At 67.6% G+C, this 20,953-nt stretch carries 16 protein-coding genes; 14 read left to right on the top strand and 2 right to left on the bottom strand.

Annotation, left to right across the window (positions count from 1 at the left end):
* Positions 1-2 precede the first annotated feature (2 nt).
* A complete protein-coding gene (locus tag CPH63_RS18965) occupies positions 3-1,181 on the bottom strand; it encodes a steroid 3-ketoacyl-CoA thiolase (RefSeq protein WP_096304337.1) in 1,179 nt (392 codons plus the stop codon).
* A 163-nt stretch (positions 1,182-1,344) separates the two neighbouring features.
* Here CPH63_RS18965 and CPH63_RS18960 point away from each other — a divergent pair, with 163 nt between their 5' ends.
* The 5 genes from CPH63_RS18960 (at position 1,345) to CPH63_RS18940 (ending at position 6,383) form a co-directional block, all read left to right on the top strand.
* The gene (locus CPH63_RS18960; protein ID WP_096304336.1) at positions 1,345-2,148 is read left to right on the top strand and encodes an enoyl-CoA hydratase/isomerase family protein; all 804 of its coding nucleotides are present in this window, start codon (positions 1,345-1,347) and stop codon (positions 2,146-2,148) included.
* A gap of 28 nt (positions 2,149-2,176) precedes the next feature.
* Entirely contained in the window at positions 2,177-3,370 is a 1,194-nt protein-coding gene (locus CPH63_RS18955) for a thiolase family protein (RefSeq protein ID WP_096304335.1), read from the top strand.
* Positions 3,371-3,379: 9 nt separating this feature from the next.
* Positions 3,380-4,141, top strand: a complete 762-nt coding sequence (locus tag CPH63_RS18950; protein WP_096304334.1) for a 3-hydroxyacyl-CoA dehydrogenase — start codon at positions 3,380-3,382, stop codon at positions 4,139-4,141.
* An 11-nt stretch (positions 4,142-4,152) separates the two neighbouring features.
* Entirely contained in the window at positions 4,153-4,920 is a 768-nt protein-coding gene (locus tag CPH63_RS18945) for a crotonase/enoyl-CoA hydratase family protein (RefSeq protein ID WP_096304333.1), read from the top strand.
* A gap of 140 nt (positions 4,921-5,060) precedes the next feature.
* A complete protein-coding gene (locus CPH63_RS18940; protein ID WP_197704447.1) occupies positions 5,061-6,383 on the top strand; it encodes an HNH endonuclease signature motif containing protein in 1,323 nt (440 codons plus the stop codon).
* A 66-nt stretch (positions 6,384-6,449) separates the two neighbouring features.
* Here the strand turns inward: CPH63_RS18940 and CPH63_RS18935 are convergent, their stop codons facing one another.
* A complete protein-coding gene (locus CPH63_RS18935; protein WP_096304332.1) occupies positions 6,450-7,268 on the bottom strand; it encodes an enoyl-CoA hydratase-related protein in 819 nt (272 codons plus the stop codon).
* 163 nt (positions 7,269-7,431) lie between these two features.
* Between CPH63_RS18935 and CPH63_RS18930 the strand changes: the two genes are divergently transcribed.
* The 9 genes from CPH63_RS18930 to CPH63_RS18890 all read left to right on the top strand — a co-directional run bounded on the left by CPH63_RS18930 (position 7,432) and on the right by CPH63_RS18890 (position 20,918).
* Positions 7,432-8,436 (top strand): phosphotransferase family protein, encoded by a 1,005-nt coding sequence (locus CPH63_RS18930; RefSeq protein WP_096304331.1) that lies wholly within the window; start codon positions 7,432-7,434, stop codon positions 8,434-8,436.
* A 79-nt stretch (positions 8,437-8,515) separates the two neighbouring features.
* A complete protein-coding gene (locus CPH63_RS18925; protein ID WP_172892242.1) occupies positions 8,516-10,411 on the top strand; it encodes a GAF domain-containing protein in 1,896 nt (631 codons plus the stop codon).
* 33 nt (positions 10,412-10,444) lie between these two features.
* Positions 10,445-12,058: an AMP-binding protein gene (locus CPH63_RS18920; RefSeq protein WP_096304329.1), complete on the top strand. Its 1,614-nt coding sequence runs from the start codon at positions 10,445-10,447 to the stop codon at positions 12,056-12,058.
* A 110-nt stretch (positions 12,059-12,168) separates the two neighbouring features.
* On the top strand, positions 12,169-13,764 hold the full coding sequence (locus CPH63_RS18915; RefSeq protein ID WP_096304328.1) for a class I adenylate-forming enzyme family protein: 1,596 nt from the start codon (positions 12,169-12,171) through the stop codon (positions 13,762-13,764).
* Positions 13,761-15,371, top strand: coding sequence for a class I adenylate-forming enzyme family protein (locus tag CPH63_RS18910; protein ID WP_096304327.1), 1,611 nt, complete (start codon positions 13,761-13,763; stop codon positions 15,369-15,371). The genes CPH63_RS18915 and CPH63_RS18910 overlap by 4 nt, the downstream gene beginning before the upstream one ends.
* Positions 15,372-15,398: 27 nt before the next feature.
* Positions 15,399-17,027 (top strand): class I adenylate-forming enzyme family protein, encoded by a 1,629-nt coding sequence (locus CPH63_RS18905; protein WP_096304326.1) that lies wholly within the window; start codon positions 15,399-15,401, stop codon positions 17,025-17,027.
* Positions 17,028-17,143: 116 nt separating this feature from the next.
* Positions 17,144-18,505: a 4-hydroxyphenylacetate 3-hydroxylase N-terminal domain-containing protein gene (locus tag CPH63_RS18900; protein ID WP_197704446.1), complete on the top strand. Its 1,362-nt coding sequence runs from the start codon at positions 17,144-17,146 to the stop codon at positions 18,503-18,505.
* A 25-nt stretch (positions 18,506-18,530) separates the two neighbouring features.
* Complete coding sequence (locus CPH63_RS18895) at positions 18,531-19,283, top strand: SDR family NAD(P)-dependent oxidoreductase (RefSeq protein ID WP_096304324.1); 753 nt, start codon at positions 18,531-18,533, stop codon at positions 19,281-19,283.
* Positions 19,284-19,685: 402 nt separating this feature from the next.
* Entirely contained in the window at positions 19,686-20,918 is a 1,233-nt protein-coding gene (locus tag CPH63_RS18890) for an ABC transporter substrate-binding protein (RefSeq protein WP_157749654.1), read from the top strand.
* The last annotated feature ends 35 nt before the right edge of the window (positions 20,919-20,953 follow it).

The raw sequence follows: 20,953 nt of genomic DNA, 5'->3' as shown, positions 1-20,953 counted from the left end.
GGTCAGACCCGCTCGATGAGCATGCCGGTGCCGAGGCCGCCTCCGCAGCACATGGTAATGAGCGCGTAGCGCCCCTGAATGCGCTCGAGCTCGTTGAGGGCCTTGGTGATGAGCACCGCGCCGGTGCCGCCCAATGGGTGCCCCAGTGCGATGGCTCCGCCATTGGGATTGATCTTGGCCGGGTCGACCCCGAGCTCACGCTGCCAGGCCAGCACGACCGACGCGAAGGCCTCGTTGATCTCATAGACGTCGATGTCATCGACGCCCAGGCCGTTGCGCTGCAGCAGCAGGTCGGTGGCCGGGATCGGACCGGTGAGCATCAGCACCGGGTCGCTACCGACCAGACAGGTGTCTACCACCCGGGCCCGTGCGCGCAGCCCCAGATCCTCGACTCTGGTGCTGCTGGCGACCAGCACCGCTCCGGCACCGTCGGAGATCTGCGAGGCATTGCCGGCGGTGTGGACGCCATCCGGCCGAGCTACCGGCTTTAGCTTGGCCAGCCCCTCGAGCGTCGTCTCGCGCAGGCCCCCGTCGGTGGTGACCAAGCGGGTCTGCTCGGAGACCGATCCGTCTTCATTGCGCAGTGGGGCGGCGACCGGGACTATCTGCCCGGTGAAGCGCCCCTCCTGCCAGGCTCGCTTGGCCTTCTCCTGGGAGGCGAGGCCGAACTCGTCGGCGTCGGCGCGGGTGATGCCCCACTTCTCGGCGATCCGCTCGGCACCCTCGAACTGCGAGGTGAACTCGATGTGGTTGCTGTACTCCGCCGGGATCGGGAAGCCCAGTCCGAGTTCTTCGCGCATCGCCGAACCGATCGGAATCCGGCTCATGCTCTCGACGCCGCAGCCGACCGCCAAGCCGACCAGGCCGCTGCCGACCAGGGCACCGGCCAGCGCGGTGGCCTGCTGGGAGGAGCCGCACTGCGCGTCGATGGTGGTCGCCGCGACTTGCTGGGAGAGGCCGGCGGTGAGCCACGCGGTGCGGGTCACGTTGGTGGACTGCTCGCCGATCTGGCTGACGCAGCCACCGATCACCTGGCCGACCTCGGCTGAGTCGACGCCGGAGCGCTCGATGAGGGCCGCTTGGACGGCGGCGAGGAGATTGGCCGGGTGCAGGGTGGAGAGTTCACCATTGCGGCGTCCCACCGCTGACCGGACCGCTTCGACAATCATGACTTCAGACATAGATGCAAGATAAGTCGACGGCCCGGGTGGCAGCACCTACCGTGGCGGTCGCCTCTGGAGGTTTCTCCAGTGACGGGGCGGTCCGGGCTGTCGACGATCGGCACCGGTGACCGAGGATGGGCCCAAGGTCACCAAACCGGACTGCAGAGCGGAGCACACAGGTATGGCGCTGGTCGAGGTCTCGACGCCGGCTGATGGGGTCCTACAGCTGACCCTCAACCGCCCCGACGCGCTGAACACGCTCACCCATCAGCTGGTCGGCGAACTCACCGCCGCGTTGGAGCGGGTCGAGCGTGACAGGGACTGCCGGGTGCTTGTCATCACCGGCGCCGGGCGGGCCTTCTGTGCCGGACTGGAGCTCTCCGGCTACGGCGACGACGAGCTGGTCGAGGACGAGGGCGAATTGCGCCGCACCCTGGATCGTCAGCGCGAGATAGCCAACCTCACGCTGCGGCTGCAGACACTGCGTCAGCCGGTGATCGCCGCGGTGAACGGGGCGGCCGCCGGCGGCGGGCTCGCGCTCGTACTGGGCAGCGATATCCGAATCGCGGCCGAGGGCGCGATCTTCGCGGTCTCCTTCATCCGAGCCGGCTTCTCGGCCTGCGATCTCGGCACGTCGTGGCTGCTGCCGCGTATCGTCGGTGCCGGCCGCGCGCACGAGCTGATGCTCACCGGACGGCGCTTCGATGCCGCCGAGGCGCTGCGCATCGGCCTGCTCACTGAGGTGCACGCCCCGGCGCAGCTGCTACCGGCGGCGCTGGCCAAGGCCGAGCAGATCAAGCTCAACGCACCCTTCTCGGTCGAACTCACCAAGCAGGCCATGTGGATCGCAATGGCCACGGCGAATCTCGCCGCGACGATCGAGTTCGAGAATCGCCAGCAGGTGCTGACCGCGTTGACCGATGACCAGTCGGAGGCGGTAGCCGCGTTTCTGGCCAAGCGGCCGCCGCAGTATCGCAATCGCTGAATGTCCAATACAACGAAGGGAAGACTCCGTGCGTGACGCGGTAATTGTCGACATCATCCGGACCGCATCGGGTCGCGGCAAAGCTCGTGGAGCGCTCAGCGGGGTGCACCCGGTGGACCTACTGGCCGCGACCCTCGCCGCGCTCGTGGAGCGCACCGGCATCGACCCGGCCACCGTCGACGACGTCATCGGTGGCTGCGTCTCGCAGGCCGGTCAGCAGTCGATGAACGTCACCCGCAGTGCGGTGTTGGCCGCCGGGCTGCCCGAGTCCATCCCGGCCACCACCATCGACCGCCAGTGCGGGTCGAGCCAGCAGGCGGCCCATTTCGCTGCTCAGGGCGTGCTGGCCGGCGCCTACGACATCGTCATCGCCTGTGGTGTGGAGTCCATGTCGCGGGTGCCGATGTTCTCTCCGATGCTCGGTGAGGACCCGTGGGGTTCCCGGCTGGGGCTTCGCTATCCGGATGGTTTGGTCAGCCAGGGAATCTCGGCCGAATTGATCGCCGCCCGGTGGAAGCTGGACCGGCAGCAGTCCGACGAGTTCTCCGCGCGCTCGCACACCCGGGCCGCGCAGGCTCAGGCCACCGGGCTCTTCGCCAAGGAGATCGTGCCGATCGAGGTCACCGACGCCGATGGGTTGAGCAGCTGGCACACGGTTGACCAGACCATCCGCCCCAGTACCACCGTCGAAGGTCTGGCGGGACTCAAGTCCTCCTTCTACGATGCCGCGCTGGCTGAGCGGTTCCCCGAATTGGCCTGGCAGATAACCCCGGGCAACTCCTCGCCGCTCAGCGACGGGGCCTCGGCCGCGCTGATCATGGAGGCCGAGACCGCGTCCCGTCTCGGACTCACTCCCCGAGCCCGCTTCGCCGCGTTCGGAGTGAGCGGCGACGACCCGCTGCTCATGCTCACCGGCGTGTTGCCGGCGACGAGGAAGGTGCTGCAGCGCAGCGGTCTGAGCATCGACGACATCGACACCTACGAGGTCAACGAGGCCTTCGCTCCGGTGCCCCTGGTCTGGGCGCACGAGTTCAACGCCGACCCCGCCCGGCTCAACCCGCGCGGTGGGGCGATCGCGCTCGGGCACCCGCTGGGCGCCTCCGGGCTGAGGCTGATGACGACCATGGTGAACCACCTGGAGCAGACCGGCGGCCGTTACGGCTTGCAGACCATGTGCGAGGGTGGCGGTATGGCCAACGCCACCATCATCGAAAACCTGTAAGGGATCACTGTGCAAATCACTGAATCGACCGCACTCATCACCGGCGGAGCCTCCGGCCTGGGGCTGGCCACCGCCAAGCGGCTGGCCCTGGCCGGCGCCCGCGTCGTCATCATCGACCTGCCGAGCTCGGCCGGCGCCCAAGTCGCCGACGAGCTCGGGGGTGGGGCCCTGTTTGCGCCTGGTGACGTCACCGATCCGGACGCCGTCACCGCTGCCCTCGACCTCGTGATCGAGGGGCCACCGCTGCGTATCGTCGTCAACTGCGCCGGTATCGGGCCGCCGGCCAAGGTCGTCGGCAAGAAGGGTCCCTTCCCGCTGGACTCCTTCCGCCGAACCATCGAGGTCAACCTGATCGGCACCTTCAATGTGCTGCGCTTGGCGGCCGAGCGGATCCTGGCTCAGGACCTGCTCGGTGAGGAACGCGGGGTCATCGTCAACACCGCTTCGGTCGCGGCCTTCGACGGCCAGATCGGGCAGGCGGCCTACGCCGCGTCCAAGGCCGGGATCGTCGGCATGACGCTGCCCATCGCCCGCGAACTGGCCGAGCGTCAGGTCCGGGTCGTCACCATCGCGCCCGGGCTCTTCGAGACGCCGCTGCTGGCCTCGCTCCCGGAAGACGCCAAGGCGTCGCTGGGGCGCCAGGTTCCCCACCCGAGCCGTCTCGGCTATCCGGACGAGTACGCCTCGCTGGTCGAACACATCATCGGCAATCCGATGCTCAACGGCGAGACGATCCGGCTCGACGGCTCGATCCGCATGGCCGCACGGTAGCTGCAGGAACCATGGACGCGCCCGAAGTCACCGCCACCCGCCAGGGTGGTGCGTTGATCATCTGCATCGACCGCCCCCAGGCTCGTAACGCGGTCAACCTGGCTGTAGCGCAGGGAATCTCGACCGCCCTGGACGAGCTGGAGTCCGACGACGAGCTCCGGGTCGGCATCATCACCGGCGCCGGCGGCACCTTCTGCGCCGGCATGGATCTCAAGGCCTTTGTCCGGGGCGAACTCCCGATCGTCGAAGGGCGCGGCTTCGCCGGCCTGGTGAACGGGCCGCCGGCCAAGCCATTGATCGCAGCGGTCGAGGGTTACGCGCTGGCCGGGGGCTTCGAGATCGTTCTCGCCTGCGACCTCGTCGTCGCGGCTAAGGGGGCTAGCTTTGGCATCCCCGAGGTGCGGCGCAGCCTGGTCGCCGGTGGCGGCGGCCTGCTCCGGCTTCCCCAGCGGATCCCGTACCACCAGGCGATGGAGTTCGCCCTGCTGGGGAATCACTTCAGTGCCGAGCGGGCCTGCGAACTGGGACTGGTCAACCGCCTCGTCGACGACGGGGATGCGCTCACTGCGGCGCTCGAGCTGGCCGGCCAGGTGGCGGCCAATGGCCCGCTCGCAGTCATTGCCAGCAAGCGGATCATCGTCGAGTCCCGCGACTGGTCAAGCTCGCAGGCCTGGGATCTGCAGGACGCTATCGCAGACCCGGTGGCCCACTCCAGCGACGCAATCGAAGGGGCGACCGCCTTCGCCGAGAAGCGAGAGCCGGTCTGGCGGGGCCGCTGATCCACCTGCGCTGGCAGCTGGCAGGACGCAGCACATCGAGCCATCAGCCGGGCGCGACTCGCAAATTTTCCCATATTAAATAAGGCTAAACTGTCCTAGTCGGATTTGCCTTCTCGTCTACGGGCGGTATAATCAAACGCATGTTCTCCCGCCATCAAGTGCCGTCCCGCGCGGCGATGCTTGTTGCGATCAAGGACGCACTCGCCGAGGCCCCCGAGGCCGACTCTGCTGCGGAGTTGATTGATCAGATCCGGTTGTTGGAGGAGATCAAGGCGGTGGCTGCGGCTGCGCAGGCCCGGGCAACGGCGAAGTTTGTGGTGTCGCAGCGAGCCGGTCACGTCGCAGCTGGGGTGGCGGCCGGAGTGGCGGGGCAGCGGGCCGGACGCGGGGTGGCGGCGCAGGTCGCGTTGGCCCGGCGGATATCGCCCCACCAGGCCACCTGCTATATCAGCCAAGCGGTCACCCTCACCACGGAACTCCCCGCCACCTTCGAGCGGCTGGCGGCCGGCGCTGTGCCGGAGTGGAGGGTGCTGCAGATCGTTGGGCAGACCAGCTGGCTGAGTCCGGAACACCGAGCGGCCGTCGACGCGGAGGTCGCGCCGCAGTTGGAGCCATTGGGTCACCGTCAGGCCCTGGACCTGGTCAAGAAGATCGCCTACCGTCTCGACCCGCACGGGTATGTGGGCCGGTTGGCTCAGGCTGAGCAGGATCGGCGGGTGTCGATTCGCCCGGCGCCGGATTGCATGGTCCGGGTCAGTGCCCTGCTGCCGGTATCGCAGGGTGTCGCCTCTTACGCCGCGCTTCACTCCCATGCCTCCACCGTGGTCGGGGTCGGATCGGAAGACCGCAGCCGGGGTCAGGTGATGGCCGATACGTTCGTGGAGCGTCTCACTGGGCAAGCCCGTGCCGTAGATGTTCCGGTCGCGGTGAACCTGATCATCACCGACCAGGCCCTCTTCACATCAGGCACCGGCACGGACGAACCGGCTCACCTCATCGGGGCCGGGACGATCCCCGCCGGGCTCGCCCGGCGGATGGTCACCGACCCCAGCGGGGAGACGGCGATGTTCCTGCGCCGCCTCTACACCCACCCTGACACCCACCAGTTAGCGGCGATGGAGACCCAATCCCGGCTGTTTACCGCCAACCAGCGTCACTTCCTGTTGCTGCGTGACCAAACCTGCCGCACCCCGTGGTGTGATGCCCCGATCCGCCACGCCGACCACATCCAACCGGCGGCCGACGGCGGCCCGACCAGTGTTACCAACGGGCAGGGGCTGTGCGAAGCCTGCAACCACGCGAAGCAGGCCCCCGACTGGACCCAAAACCTCAACCCGGAGTGCCCGGGGGAGGTCATCACCACCACCCCGACCGGACACCGCTACCCCAGCCGCCCGCCCGACCCACCAGGGCAACCCAACCCCGAACACCAATCAACACAGCACAACCGCGCCGCCGCATAAAGGACTTGGCTCGGGCGTCGGGCCAAACCTTGCTAGTCGTATACCCAAACCTTGCTTGTCGTATACCTAGCGCCCGGTGAAGGTCGGGCGCTGCTTCTGCGTGAAGGCGACCGTCGCGGCGGCGAAGTCTTCGGTGGCGGTCATCTTGCCCTGCAGAGTGGCCTCGAGATCCAACTGCTCGGACAACCCGCCGAGGGCGCTGCGGTTGATCAGCTGCTTGGTGGCAGCGTATGAGAGCGTCGGGCCGGCGGCGAGGCGCAGGGCCAGCTCCTCGGTCACCCCGACCAGTTCGTCGTCGGCCACCACCCGATCGGCCAGGCCCCAGCTCAGCGCCTCGGCGGCGGGCACCCGTTCGGCCAGCAGCGCCATCACGAACGCTCGTCCCATGCCGACCCGGGCCGGCACGGTCAGACTGGCGCCGCCATCGGCGGTGAGGCCGAGATTGGCGAAGGCGAGCAGGAAGAAGGCCGACTGCGAGGCGACCACCAGGTCGCAGGCCAGTGCCAGCGAGCAGCCGATGCCGGCCGCCGCCCCGTTCACCGCCGCCACCACGGGCTTGGGCATCTCCCGCAGCACCATGATCGTGGTGTTGCTGACTTCGCGCAGCCCCCGCTCGATCTCGCCCGCAGGGGGCGGCCCGGATTCGCCGCCGAACTCGCTCTTGATGTCGGCGCCGGCCGAGAAGGCCCGTCCGGCACCGGTGATCAGGATGCTGCGCACCGAGTCGTCGGCGCCCAGTTCACGCAGCACACGCAGTAGCTCGACCGAGAGTTCGGAGTCGAAGGCGTTGAGCTGGGCCGGGCGGCGAAACTCGACGCGCGCGGCGCCGTCACGCAGTCCGACGCCGAGGAATGGGTGGCTGCCTATTTCTTGCCAGTCGCTCATGACTGCTGACCTTAGCGATCGCGGTCCAACCCGAGAACGTCGCGGATTGAGCCGGCTTGGAGATTGCTCCAAACCGCCCGTCGCCGGCCTGCGGGGGCGATGCCGCCGCGATGCTCTAATCGCGCTCAAGCAAGGTGTTTTCACTCAGGGAGGTGACCGTGCGATGGACGAGCAGCGGCTGGTCGAGTGGTTGGAGAGCGCATCGATTGCGGTGAGCCCACCGCTGACGCTCACCCTGATCGCCGGGGGACGGTCGAACCTGACCTACCGGGTCGACGACTCGGCCGGGCGCAGCTATGTGCTGCGCCGTCCACCGACCGGCGGGGTGCTGCAGTCAGCCCACGACATGGGGCGTGAGCATCGGATCATCAGCGCGCTGGCCGATACGCCGGTGCCGGTCCCGACGACCTTCGGTCACTGCGAGGACCTTGACGTCATCGGGGCGCCGTTCTACGTGATGAACCTGGTGCCCGGTGTCGTGGTGACCACCGACTCCGACGGCGGCGCCTACCCGCGGCCCGCCCGTGCGGCGGCGTCGGCCGAGCTCATCGACGTGCTGGCCCGCATCCACCTGCTCGACCTGGACGCGATCGGGTTGAACACCCTGGCCCGCCGCGGGCAGTACCTGCAGCGCCAGCTCAAGCGCTGGCACCATCAGTTCCACGCATCCACCGGGCGGGACCTGCCGATGGTCGACGAGGTGCACCGCCGCCTGTCGCGGACGATCCCGGTGCAGCGATTCACCGGGCTCGTTCATGGCGACTACCGTCCGGGCAACCTGCTGCTGGCCCCGGACGGTCGGGTGAACGCCGTCCTGGATTGGGAGCTGGCGACCCTCGGCGACACGATGGCCGACCTGGGCTGGCTGCTGGCCACCTGGCGCGAACCGGGCGAGGTCGAGCTGCTCGAATCACCCACCGCCCACCCCGGATTTCTGCGCCGGGACGAGCTGGTGGAGCTGTACGCCCGGGCAACCGGGCGGGCCGTGGACGGCCTCGACTACTACCTCGCCTTCGCCCTGTGGCGCCTGACCTGCATCAGCGAGGGCATCTACCAGCGGTACCAGACCGGTGCCATGGGCGACGACGGGTTTGACGTCGAATGGCAGCGTGAGCAGGTCTCGGTTCTGGCCGCCGCCGCTTTACACGCACTCGACCGGGCGGGATGAAGGTGCACACTGTGGGAGAGGTCATGAGCGTGCGCGGCCCAGCCGCGGCGGCCGCATGGCGGACGGACAGGAGCGATCGGTGACAATTTCAGAGCTCTTCGCTCTCGAGTCCGCTGGTTCCGGCGAGCTCTACGGTGAGGTTGTGGGCGCCTTCGAGGAGGTCGCGCTACTCACTACCAGCGACTCAGCCGAGATCAACGACGTGCTTCGGCTGGTCGGGCAGCGCCTCTGCGAACTGCTGAAGGTCAGTCGCTGCTCGGTGTACCTGCGCCGCGACGACGGCCGCTTCCAGGGCCAGGTCGGTTACTGCGTGGGGCGGCGCATCGACGCTGGGGTCAGCCGGCTGGTGGCCGGCGTCGACGACGACCAGTTCACCGCCGAGATCGTGCGTACCGCGGCTCCCGTCCTCGTCCAGAACGCCACCCAGGATCCGCGCACCATTCAGCGCACCATGCGCCAGTGGGGAGTTCTCGACATGCTCGGCGTCCCCCTCGTGGTGGGCGGCGAGGTCATCGGAATCATCTACGTCGACAATCAGGGCGAGCGGCACGAGTACACCAACCGTGACGTGAAGCTCGCGCAGGCCTTCGCCGGGCTGAGCGCGCTGGCCGTGCGGCAGGGCTGGCTCTACAAGCAACTCGGCGAGCGGGCCCGCATCATCGACGAGCAGCGCCAGGTGCTCGGGGCGTCGGCGGCCGTGCACAACCGGGTGACTCGGGCGGTACTGGACGGCGCCGACATCGACGCCATCCTGTCGCTGATCGTCGAACTGCTGGGCAAGCCGGTGGTGCTCTACGGGCCGAAGCTGGAGATGCTCTCCTGGGCCTCTCCGGAGTCGCTGGAGATGAAGGCGTGTCCGGCGATCACCCCGGCCCAGGTGGAACTGCAGTGGGTCCAGGACGCGCTCGGTGCGTTGGATGACGGCCGATCGACGGTGATGATGCGCGCCACCCCCGAACTGCGCTGCCGCCGGCTACTGGTCCGCATGCTGATCGACCGGGAGTGCGTCGGCTACCTCGAACTCTGCGAACTGGGGCGATCCTTCAGCCAGGTCGACTCGAAGGCCCTGGAGCAGGCCGCCATGGCGGTCTCGCTCAAGCTGCTCTCCGATCAGCGCAACGCCGACATCTACCGCCAGGAGCGCGAGGAGTACTTCGCCGACATCCTCTACGGGCGGCGCGATCTGGAGTCGCTGACCACCCGCGCCGAGTCCTTCGGCTTCGATGTCGACCGGCGCCACGTGGTGCTACGCCTGCAGTACGCCGACGGCTTCGACGACATCGACGCGACCGGCAACACCCGGCGCAGCTCGGCCGCGCAGCTGGTCTCCAAGTCGCTCGACGGGTGCGCGAAATGCGTGGCCTATACCGGGGTCCCGGGTGCCGACCTGCTGCTGCTCGAAGTACCGGTGACCGAGACGGGGGCGGCCGGCGCCGCACTGGCGGAGGCGCTGAGTCACGCCTTCGCACCCCTCAACGAACGCTTCGGGGTTCGATTCGCGGTGGTCTCCGACCCCTGCCGTTCACTCGGTGAACTTCCGACGGCGGCCGAGAAGATTCGCGAGATCGCCGGGTTGCTGCGCGACGCGGCGACCGAATCACGGCTGGTCTTCGCCCGTGACCTGGAACTGATCCGGCTGGTCACCCGCCGGGACGGCATCCAGGGCGCGCTAAAGCACGCCGAGGATCTGCTCAGCCCGCTGGTGGAGCACGACGAGGCGAACGCCGGTGCCCTCGTCGAGACACTGCGGGCCTTCGTCGGCAGCCAGGCCCAGATCCGGGCCACCGCGGCGACTCTCGGGGTTCACGAGAACACGGTGCGATACCGCCTCAACCGCATCCGCGAGGTCTCCTCGATCGAGCCCGAACGGCTGGATGCGCTGCTGACTGTCTCGGTGGCGCTACAGGCGCAGAGCCTCTTCGCCACTGGCCTGTCGAGGCTGTCGACTACCACAAACGCGACCGAGGAAGTCTGAGCAGAACCTGCGCCGACCTGTTCTGCTCAACTCATGAATTCGGTCGATCTGCACGTACCCCTCACTGACCGCACGATTCCCGCGCTGCTCGATGCCGGGGCGCGGCGCTGGCCCGACCGGACGGCACTACTCGATGGCCATCGCCGGGTCAGCTACGCCGAACTGGCGGGCGAGGCCGATCGCCGTGGCTCGGCGCTGCGCGAGCTGGGCATCGGCTGGCAGCAGGCCGTGCTGCTGATGCTCGACAACCACGTGGACCACGTGCTGACCTGGCTGGGGGCGAACTACCACGGCCGCGTGCAGGCCCAGGTGAACACCGCCTACCGTGGCGGCCTGCTAACCCACGTCATCAACAACTCGGATGCCGACACCATGGTCATCGAGGATCAGTACTGCGAGCGGCTGGCCCTCATCGAGGCCGACGTCCCCGCGCTACGGCGGGTGATTGTTCGCGGCGGCACCGGTGCCGCGCTGCCCCCCGGACGCTTCGAGGTGCTGGATTTCGACGCCGTGCTCACCGACGGCCCCGGTGGCGGAGCCGAGGAGCCGGTTCAGGTCTGGCATCGATCGGCGATCGTGTACACGTCGGGGACCACTGGCCCGTCCAAGGGTGTGGTGCAGCCGCACGGGCTGGGCTTCAGCTACGTCAGCGTCGAGCACTGGGGGCTGGCCACCCTCGACGACGTCGTGCTGGTGACACTGCCGCAGTTCCACATCGCCGGGCAGTGGACCGGGGTGCTCGCGCCACTTCAGGTCGGCGGCGCGGCGGCGCTGGTCGAGCGGTTCACGGCCACCGGTTTCTGGGACGACGTGCGTCGTTTCAGCGCGACCCAGACGACGATGATCGCGGCGATGGTGAACTTCGTGCTGGCCCAGCCGGAGCGACCCGACGATGCGGAGACCACGCTCTGCAAGGTGGTGATGGCGCCGATCGTCAACGAGAACGAGACGTTCAAGAAGCGGTTCGGGGTCGAGATCGCCGGCGGCCTCGGTCAGACCGAAGCGGTGCTGGCCCTGGCCGCACGCTATGGCGAGGATCTGCCGTTCTGCAGCGGACGGGTGCGGCCGGACTTCGAGGCCCGGGTGGTCGACGCCAACGACCTGGACGTGCCACGGGGCGAGATCGGCGAGTTGATCGTGCGCCCCCGTGAGCCCTGGTCGACGATGCTTGAGTACCAGCACAACCCGGAGGCGACGGCGCTCAAGTGGCGCAATCTATGGCTGCACTCCGGCGACCTGGTGCGCCAGGACGAAGAGGATCGCTTCTTCTACGTCGACCGCAACGTCGACGCGATCCGGCGGCGCGGTGAGAACATCTCGTCGGTCGAGGTGGAGGCGGAGATCATGCGGCACCCCGAAGTGAAGCTGGCCGCCGTTGTCGGGGTCAACAGTCCCGACGGTGAGCAGGAGGTCATGGCCTGCCTGCAGCTGGAGCCGGCGGCGAAGCTCGATCTCGCCGCCCTGCACGCCGCCCTGCGCGAGCGACTGCCGTACTTCATGGTGCCGCGTTACATAGAGATTTTCCAGACACTGCCGCTCACCCCGACCGAACGGGTGCAGAAGGGCGAGCTGCGTAAGGCGGGCATCGGGCCGGACTGCTGGGACGCGCGGGCGCACGGGCTGGAGGGTCGGCACAGCGACCGGTGAACCGTTTGGATGGAACTCCAAACGGGCACCGGCCGGACTCTCGCCGAAGTGTGGGGGCGGCGCTAGCGTGACCGGGCACACAGAATCCGCCATACGGGTAGGGAGCACGAATGCAGCGTCCGGACTTCGGAGTTGGCCAGGCCATCACCCGTTCCGCCCGGCTCTTTCCGACGCTGCCCTGTCTGCTCGATCCGGCTGGGTCTGGTCGTACCTTCGCGGAGGTCGAGGAGCGGGTCAACCGGCTGGCCAACTCCCTCGCCGCGCGAGGGGTGGTCAAGGCGACCCGGGTCGCTGTGCTCTCGGTCGACACCTTTGAGTACGTGGAGCTCTTCCTGGCCTGCCTCAAGCTCGGCGCGACCTTCGTCCCGCTGAACTTCCGGTTGGTCGATGAGGAGCTGCAGACCCTGATGGGGCGCGCGGATGCCGACTTCCTCTTCGTCTGCGATCGCTACGTCGCCGTGGGGCGCAGCCTCGTTGAAGCACTGCCGGCCCCACCGCAGTTGTTGTCACTGGACGGATCGCTCGGCGATGACCTCTCCGACCTGATCAGTCAGGGTGACTCGGGTGAGGTGCGCATCAGTGTGGCCGACGACGACATTCTCATCATCATGTTCACCAGCGGAACGACCGGGCAGCCGAAGGGCGTCCTGCAGTCGCACCGCATGGTCAAGGCCGTCGCGGCCCAGCTCTGGGAGTGTCTGCCGAAGCCGGGCGAGGTGCGCTACACGGCCTCGCCACTGTTTCATGCCGCCGGCCTCTTCGTCGTGCTCGGCCAGCTGACCGTCGGGTGCGCCTCCCTGATCACCGAGCAGTTCGATCCACAGGTCACCGATGAGGCGATGAGCTCAGGTCTGCTCACCGGATGCTTCCTGGTGCCCACCATGATCAACGCGATTCTCGACCTGGAGCGGCCGGCCGCTGCCTCCGAGCGCATGCGGCAGATTCTCTACGGCGGTGCCCCGATGCCACCGGCGCTGCTGCAGCGGGCACTGGCCCGCTGGCCGGAGTGCGATTTCTGGAACCTCTACGGCTCGGGGACCGAGTCGAACCTGCAGAGCTACCTCCGTCCGGAGGACCACCGCCGGGCGCTGGCCGGCGAGATCGACCTGCTCACCACGGTCGGTCAGTCGATCATCGGCGTCGATCTGCGCATCCTCGACGAGGACGGCATCGAGGTGGCGGCCGGCGTCGTCGGCCACATCGCCGCCCGCACCGACGTCGTGATGAGCGGCTATCTCGACGATCCGGAAGAGACCAGGATCGCCCTGCGGGACGGGTGGTTCTTCAGCGGTGACCTCGGCTACTTCGATGAGCACGGGTACCTGACGCTCGGCGGGCGCAGCCGTGACGTGATCATTCGCGGCGGCGAGAACATCTACGTGGCCGAGATCGAGACCGTACTCTCCCGGCCGGCCTCGGTGACCGCGGCCGCCGTCGTCGGACGCCCGGACCCGTACTGGGGCGAGCTGCCGGTTGCCTTCGTCGAGTACCGCGGTGACCCGCCGTCGCCCCTGGACCTCGAACTGCTCTGCCGTGATCACCTGGCCGGCTACAAGGTCCCGGTCGACTTCTACCTGCTGGCCGCGCTCCCGCGCAACGGCACCGGCAAAATCCGCAAGGACGCGCTTCGCCAGCTGGCGGTCACCCCCAGCCCTTCCGGCACCGCGGCGCTGGAGACCATCACCTCTCCCGGAGGAAGATCATGACTGAAAATTTGGATGCCGCCCGAGGGTATCTGGCGACCCCGGCCTTGGCCTCAAGCCTGCGAATCACGCTTGGTGAGGCGCTGCCCCTCAGCGCCGCCCGTGACCCCGACAAGCCCTGCTTCCTCTTCCCGGACCAGTCTTTTCTGACCTTCTCCGAGGTCAACTCGCGGGTGAATCGACTGGCGTCAGCGCTGGCCGCCCGTGGGGTGGGGAAGGGGGATCGCCTCGCGGTCTTCGCCCTCGACTCCAACTGCTACATCGAGGTTGTGCTAGCCGCGTTAAAACTCGGGGCCGTCTACGTGCCGCTGAACTACCGCCTCACCCGGCCGGAGGTCGCGGTGCTCATCGAACGAGCCCAGCCGGTCGCCCTCTTCTACGATTCCGCCTACGCCGATCTGCTCGCCGGCTTCGCCGACACCGTGGAGAGCATCCGGATCTACGTGGCCTTCGACGGTAACGGCGACGGTGACGGTGACGGTGAGCAGAGCGAGTATGCGCAACTGCTGGCCTGCGGCGTGGACGTCGAACCGCCCGTCGTCTCCTCCGACACTGACACGATCGGATTGGCCTTCACCTCCGGAACGACCGGGCTACCCAAGGGTGTGGTGCAGTCCCAACGGATGATCAAGGCGATGATCGCCGGGCACATCGCCGACTACGACCTGCGTACCGACGACCTGCGCTACGTCGCCGCCCCGACCTTCCATATCAGCGGAGTCTGCGCCCTGCTGGCCAGCGTGTGGTACGGCTTCACGTCGCTGATCCTGCCGCAGTTCAGCCCGGACGATCTCCTTCCGATCCTGGTCAAGGACGAGATCACCGCGATGTTCATGGTGCCGACCATGATCAGCATGCTGCTGCAGCGGCCAGAGGTCGACGGACTGCAACTGAGGAACCTGCGCTGCATCTACTATGGCGCCTCGCCCATGTCACCGACCCTGCTGCGGCGGGCAATGGACGTCTTCGGCTGCGACTTCATCAATGCCTTCGGCGCCGGCACCGAGGCCGGCCTGCAGGCCGTCCTCTCCGCGGCCGACCATCGCCGGGCGATGGCCGGCGAGCCGGAGCTGCTCGGTTCCATCGGCAAGCCCTCGCACGGCGTGGCGTTCCGGCTGGTGGATGACGACATGAACGACGTCCCGGTGGGCGAGGTCGGCGAGATCGCCACCCGCAGCGACATGCTGATGGACGGCTACCTGGACATGCCCGAGGAGACGGCGCGGGCCTTCCGCGACGGCTGGTTCCGGGCCGGTGACATGGCCTACGTGGGCAAGAACGGCTACCTGTATCTGCACGGACGCAAGAAGGACATGATCATTCGCGGTGGTGAGAACGTCTACCCGAGCGAGATCGAGACCGTGCTGGCCGAACACCCCGCGGTGGTGCAGAGCGCGGTGATCGGCGTCGCCGACGAGCACTGGGGGGAGATCGTGCGGGCCTTCGTTACCGTTCGCCAAGGTGTGGTCGTCACGCCCGACGAGTTGCGCGAACACTGCGTTGCCCGGCTGGCCAAGTTCAAGGTGCCGGCGGAATTCCGATTCGTCGACGCCCTGCCCACCAACGCCAGCGGCAAGATCCTCAAGCGGGAGCTTCGCCTCCAGCCCTGATTTACCGACTTTCATTGGAGTTCTGACGTGCAATCGGTACCGATAACGACTTACCAAGGCGATGGAAGTTACACCTCGTTCAACGTGCTGCCCGGTGATTGGCTGCGCCTGGCGGCGCGGCGGGCCGGCGACACGACGGCCCTGATCCTGGGCGACGGCCGGCGGGTGACCTACAACCAGCTCAATCATCGGGTGAACCAGCTCGTCGACCTGCTGCGCGAGCAGGGTATCGGGCCCGGCGACCGGGTGGCGACGATGGCGACCGACGGCCTGCGTCACGTCGAGGTGCTGCTGGCGACCCTGAAGCTCGGCGCCACCTTCATGCCGCTGAATTTCCGGCTCAGCCGGCGGGAGGCCGACGTGCTGCTCTCCCGCGGTGAGCCGAAGGTGCTCTTCCACTCGGGGCGCTACACCGAACTGCTGGCCGGCATCCAGGACCAGCACGCCTCGCTCGAGCACGTCGTCTGTCTCGACCGCAAGACCGAGGAGGCCGGGTTCTACGAGGATCTGCTCCTCGGCCGTCCGGACGCCGAGCCCGCACCCAAGCAGGCGGGAGCTGAGGACATCGCGATTCTGGCCTTCACCAGCGGGACGACCGGGATGCCGAAGGGCGTGCAGACCTCCTACCGGATGACCCACTCGGTCTGCATCGTCCAACTGCTCGAGACGTCGATGAGCCGCAGCGACGTGTACCTCACCTCGTCGCCGCTGTTTCACTCGGCCGGCTACTTCCAGACCTTGATGTGCATCTACTTCGCCGTCCCGATCCTGCTCCTCGAACAGTTCGAGCCGGTTGAGGTGCAGTCCTGGCTGGCCCGGCCCGACGGCCCGACCGCGGTCTTCCTGGTCCCGACCATGCTGCAGACGGTGATGAACGTGCCGGGGGCCCGCGAGGCGAACTACGACCAGCTGCGCATCATCAGCTACGGGGCCGCACCGATGCCGCCGGCTCTGCTGCGTGAGGCGATGGAGCTGTTCGGGTGCGATTTCACCAACTGCTTCGGAGCCGGGACCGAGAACGGATCGGCCAGTTGGCTCACCCCGGCCGATCACCGCCGGGCCGCGGCCGGGGAGGAGCGGCTGCTCGGTTCGGTGGGTCGCCCCGGCGTCGGCATCGAGATGCGCATCTGCGATGAGGACCTCAACGACGTGCCGACCGGGACGGTGGGGGAGATCGTGACCCGCAACAACTGCACGATGTCCGGGTACCTGGCGATGCCCGAGCGCAGTGCCCAGTCACTGCCCGGCGACGGCTGGTTTCGGGCCGGTGACCTCGGCTACCTCGACGAAGAGGGTTATCTCTGGCTCAACGGCCGGGCCAACGACATGATCATCCGCGGCGGCGAGAACGTCTACCCGCTGGAGATCGAGCACGTCCTCTCCGAGCACGCCGCCGTCTCGGAGATCGCCGTCGTCGGCGTGCCGGATGATCACTGGGGCGAGGCGGTGCGGGCCTGGGTCGTCGTGCGGCCGGGCGTCCAGACCACGCCCGCCGAGCTCTACGCGTACAGCAACGAGCATCTGGGTCGGTACAAGGTTCCGACGGAGTACTGGTTCGTATCCGAGCTACCGAAGAACGCCAGTGGCAAGGTCCTCAAGCGCGAACTCACCGACTGGAGCCCCGGGGTTGCGGCCGTCGGCGGCGGCGCCGTTTAGGCGGTGGAGGTTTCTCCAAGCAGCTGCGGGCGGCCCCTGGAAGAAGTCGTCCAATGCTCGTCATGATGGCCGCACAGACCTAGAGGAGTAGCACAGTGCTCGGTGGCAAACAGTATGTGGATTCCCTTGCTGACGGTCGGGTCAGCTACATCGATGGGCGGCGGATCGAGGACCTGACGACCGATCCGACGACCCGGATCGCCGTCGGACTGGTCGCCGACTGCTACGACACGTTCTACTCAGACGATCCGGGTGCGCGTAATCCGCTGCTCGCCCCACCGCGGTCGGCGGCCGCGCTGCGCGAGATCGTCGGTCTGCTGCGCGGGGTGGACATGCTGGCGCACACGACCTTCACCTCGGTGATGACCCTGCGCACCGTGCTGCCCCAGCTGCAGGCGGCGCACCCGGAGTACGCCGAACGGGTACGGGCCCACCTGGACTACGTGGCCGACAACGACCTGCGCGTGACTGAGTGCATCACCGATGCCAAGGGCCATCGCGCGCTCTCGCCGAGCAAGCAGCAGGACGTCGACGCCTACCTGCGGGTCGTCGAGCGCCGCCCCGATGGTGTCGTCATCCGGGGGGCCAAGCTGCACATCACCGGCGCATCACTAGCCCACGAACTCTTCGTGATGCCGACCAAGAAGATGGGGCCGGGCGAGGAGGACTACGCGATCGCCTGTGCCGTGCCGGCTAACGCCCCGGGACTGTCGACGATCAACACCACGTACGCGTTCCGGGGTGAGGATGACCGTCACTACCCGATGTCGCGCAAGCGGCAGATGCCGGATTGCTTCGTGATCTTCGACGATGTCTTCGTCCCCAACGAGCGCATCTTCCTCGATGGGCAGACGGAGTTCTCCGCTCTCTTCGCGCATTCGCTGGGGCTCTGGGAGCGATTGGGCGGGGTGGCCGAGATGGCTCATGACGCCGACCTGCTGGTCGGGCTGGCCGAATTGGTCTCCGAGGCCAACGGGTTGGGGCGGGTCGCGCACGTGAAGGAGAAGATCAGCGAGCTGGTCATCTACGCCACGCTGGTGCGCTCCGGGCTCGAGGCGGCCATCGCGCACGCGCGTAGCACCGAAGACGGGTTCGTCTACCCCGATGAGCTCTACACGAACGCCGCGAAGTACCACGGGGCGGCCGAGTTCAACACGATGGCCCGGAATCTGATCGACATCGCGGGTGGCTCGGTGCTGACCGCGCCGACGATCGGCGACCTCGAACTGCCTGAACTCGAGGGGCATATCCGTCAGTACATGACCGGAAACCCCGACGTCTCCGGGGAGGACCGATTGCGGATCATGCACGCCATCCGGGACATGGTCGCCGATGCCTTCGGCGGCTGGCACTACGTGACGAACGTGCAGTCCGGCGGCGGCCTCTATGCGCAGCGCATCGTCACCCGTAAGCACTACCCGATGAAGGAGTCGGTGGCGATGGCCCGTGAGGCGGCCGGGTTGAGCCCGAAGGAATGAGCCGCCGGCAACTGGGTCGCCGTAGATGACCTCGCTCAGCGGTCGAACGGTGGTCATCACCGGCGGGAACCGGGGCATCGGCCTGGGCTTGGCCGAGGGCGTTGCCCGAGCCGGGGCGGCGGTGGTGATCCTCGCCCGCGACGAGGTGGCCAGTGCCGCCGCCGTGCAGCGGCTGGGTGTCCACGGGGTGGCGGTGCACAGCTTCGCCTGCGACGTCAGCGACGAGACGCAGGTAGCGCTGGCGTTCGCCCAGGCCATCGAGCGCGCCGGCCCGATACACGCGGTCTTCGCCAACGCCGGTATCTCCTCGGTCGCCGCACCATTCCATGAGCAGAGCACCGAGGAGTGGCACCGGGTGATGGCGGTGAACGTCGACGGTGTGGTCGCGACGATGCGGGCCGCGGTCGCGCACATGCTCGAGCATGGTGAGGGCGGTGCGCTGGTGGCCGTCTCCTCGATCGCCGCCCGGCACGGCATGCGCAACTTCGCGCCGTACAGCGCGAGCAAGGCAGCGGTGGTCGCGTTGATGCAGACGATCGCGATCGAATACGCCCGCGCCGGGATACGTTCCAATGTGCTGCTGCCCGGCTGGGTCGACACTGACCTGACCAGCCAGGCCTCGGAGAAGCTGCGCGGGCGGATCGTGGCCCGCACGCCGCTCGGTCGATTTGGCCGGTCGGAGGATTTTGCAGCGGTGGCCGCTTTTCTGGCCGACCCGACCCAGATCTTCCACACCGGTGAGTCGATCGTTCTCGATGGCGGCTACCTCAAGACCTAAAGGGTTGAGCTTTTCTCCAACCGGGTTGATTCCGCGCCCGCCGCATTCGGCGATCAGGTCCACCAGAACGCTCGCAGGCGGTGCCTCTACCCGCCCCAGCCGGCCGATGTGTCGCCCAGCGGGTCGGCCAGCGGGTCGGCAAGTATCGCTGTGCGTATCGCCTGTGTCGATTGCGCATCGGTACCGCGCGAACCTCACACATTCGTTTGGAGCCCGCTCCAATGAGGCCTGAGTCACTTCGTTGACAGTCCATTGCACTGCGCAGAGGCTCACCTCCAGCGGCGGAAAGCGGGCCCGCAGACCTGACATTGCTGGGACTTTCCAGCATTGCTCGACAACTCATATGGAGGAACGGTGCTTCGCATCAAAAGAAAGAGATCGTTGGCGGTGGCCGCAGCTGCGGTGACCGCACTTCTGGTCGTCAGCGGCTGCAGCAGCTCGTCAACGAGTAGCTCTGGTTCGAACGCGGCGTCCACCGGAAGCCTGGCGGCCGGCAAGGTCGCTACCGGCTCGACCATCACCATCGGCGCCCAGGCCCCGATGAACGGCGCGGCAGCGTTCCCACAGACCGGTTACGGCGTGGAGGCTGCCGAGTACTACATCAACAACGTGCTTGGCGGCATCAACGGCCACAAGCTGAAGGTGGATCTCTGCGCCGGTGACGGCAGCCCCGAGACTTCGGTCAACTGTGCCAACGGGTTCGTCTCGAAGAACTACCCGGTGGTCCTCGACGCCTACGACACCAGCATGGGCGGCGAGAAGCCGATTCTGATGGCGGCCAAGATTCCGGTGGTCGGCACACTGGCCGGCTCCGGCCTGATGGACACCACGCCGTACCCGCTCGGCTTCTACCTCACGGGCCCGACGGCGGTCAGCGCGGTCGGCTCGATGACCATCATCAAGAAGCTGGGCAAGACGAACGCCTCGCTGGCCATCGTCGATGCGCCGGCCACACACACCTACGTGAACTCGCTGATCAATCCGATCGCCAAGAACCTGGGCCTCAACGTCCAGGTTCAGTATCTGGACGAGACGAGCGTCAACTACACGGTTGCCGCCGCGGCCCAGCTGAAGAGCAAGCCCGAGGTCGGCGGCATCATCGCCCTCTCCGAGGACGGCTGCACCAAGCTGTTCACCGCGCTTCGCGCCCAGGGTTTCCAGGGCACGATCTTCGCCGGCTCCTGCTCACAGTTCGTAGCCAAGATGGGCGAGTCGGCCGCCGGTTCGGTATCGCAGCCCCGGCTGTGGATCCCGAGCTCGCGTTCCTACGCACCGCCGGCCATTCAGGCGCAGCTCGACGCGTTCGCCGCGTCGATGAAGGCCACCGGACACCCGGGGGAGCAGTCGGCTCGTTCGCTCTACTCCTTCGCCGGCCTGGTAACACTGGCCCAGGTCATGGACGGAATCACTGGTGACATCACGGCCAGCGCGGTCTCGACCGCGATGAGCCAGGTGAAGGACCTGCAGATGTTCGCCGGCGGAAAGATCACCTGCGACGGCAAGCAGTGGCCGGGTGCACCGACCGCGTGCAGCCACCAGGCGATCTACTTCGTCGTCCAGAAGGACGGGACGCTCAAGCCCGGCGAGCCGGACGGCTACTTCGACCTGGACACGTCGGTTCTCCCGAGCACCTGACGATGAGTGCGGCTGCCGGCGTCCCCGCCGCCGGC

Source organism: Jatrophihabitans sp. GAS493, assembly GCF_900230215.1.
Taxonomy (GTDB): domain Bacteria; phylum Actinomycetota; class Actinomycetes; order Mycobacteriales; family Jatrophihabitantaceae; genus MT45.
The sequence above is the reverse complement of the archived record's forward strand: the minus strand, read 5'-3'. Positions and strand labels throughout refer to the sequence as shown.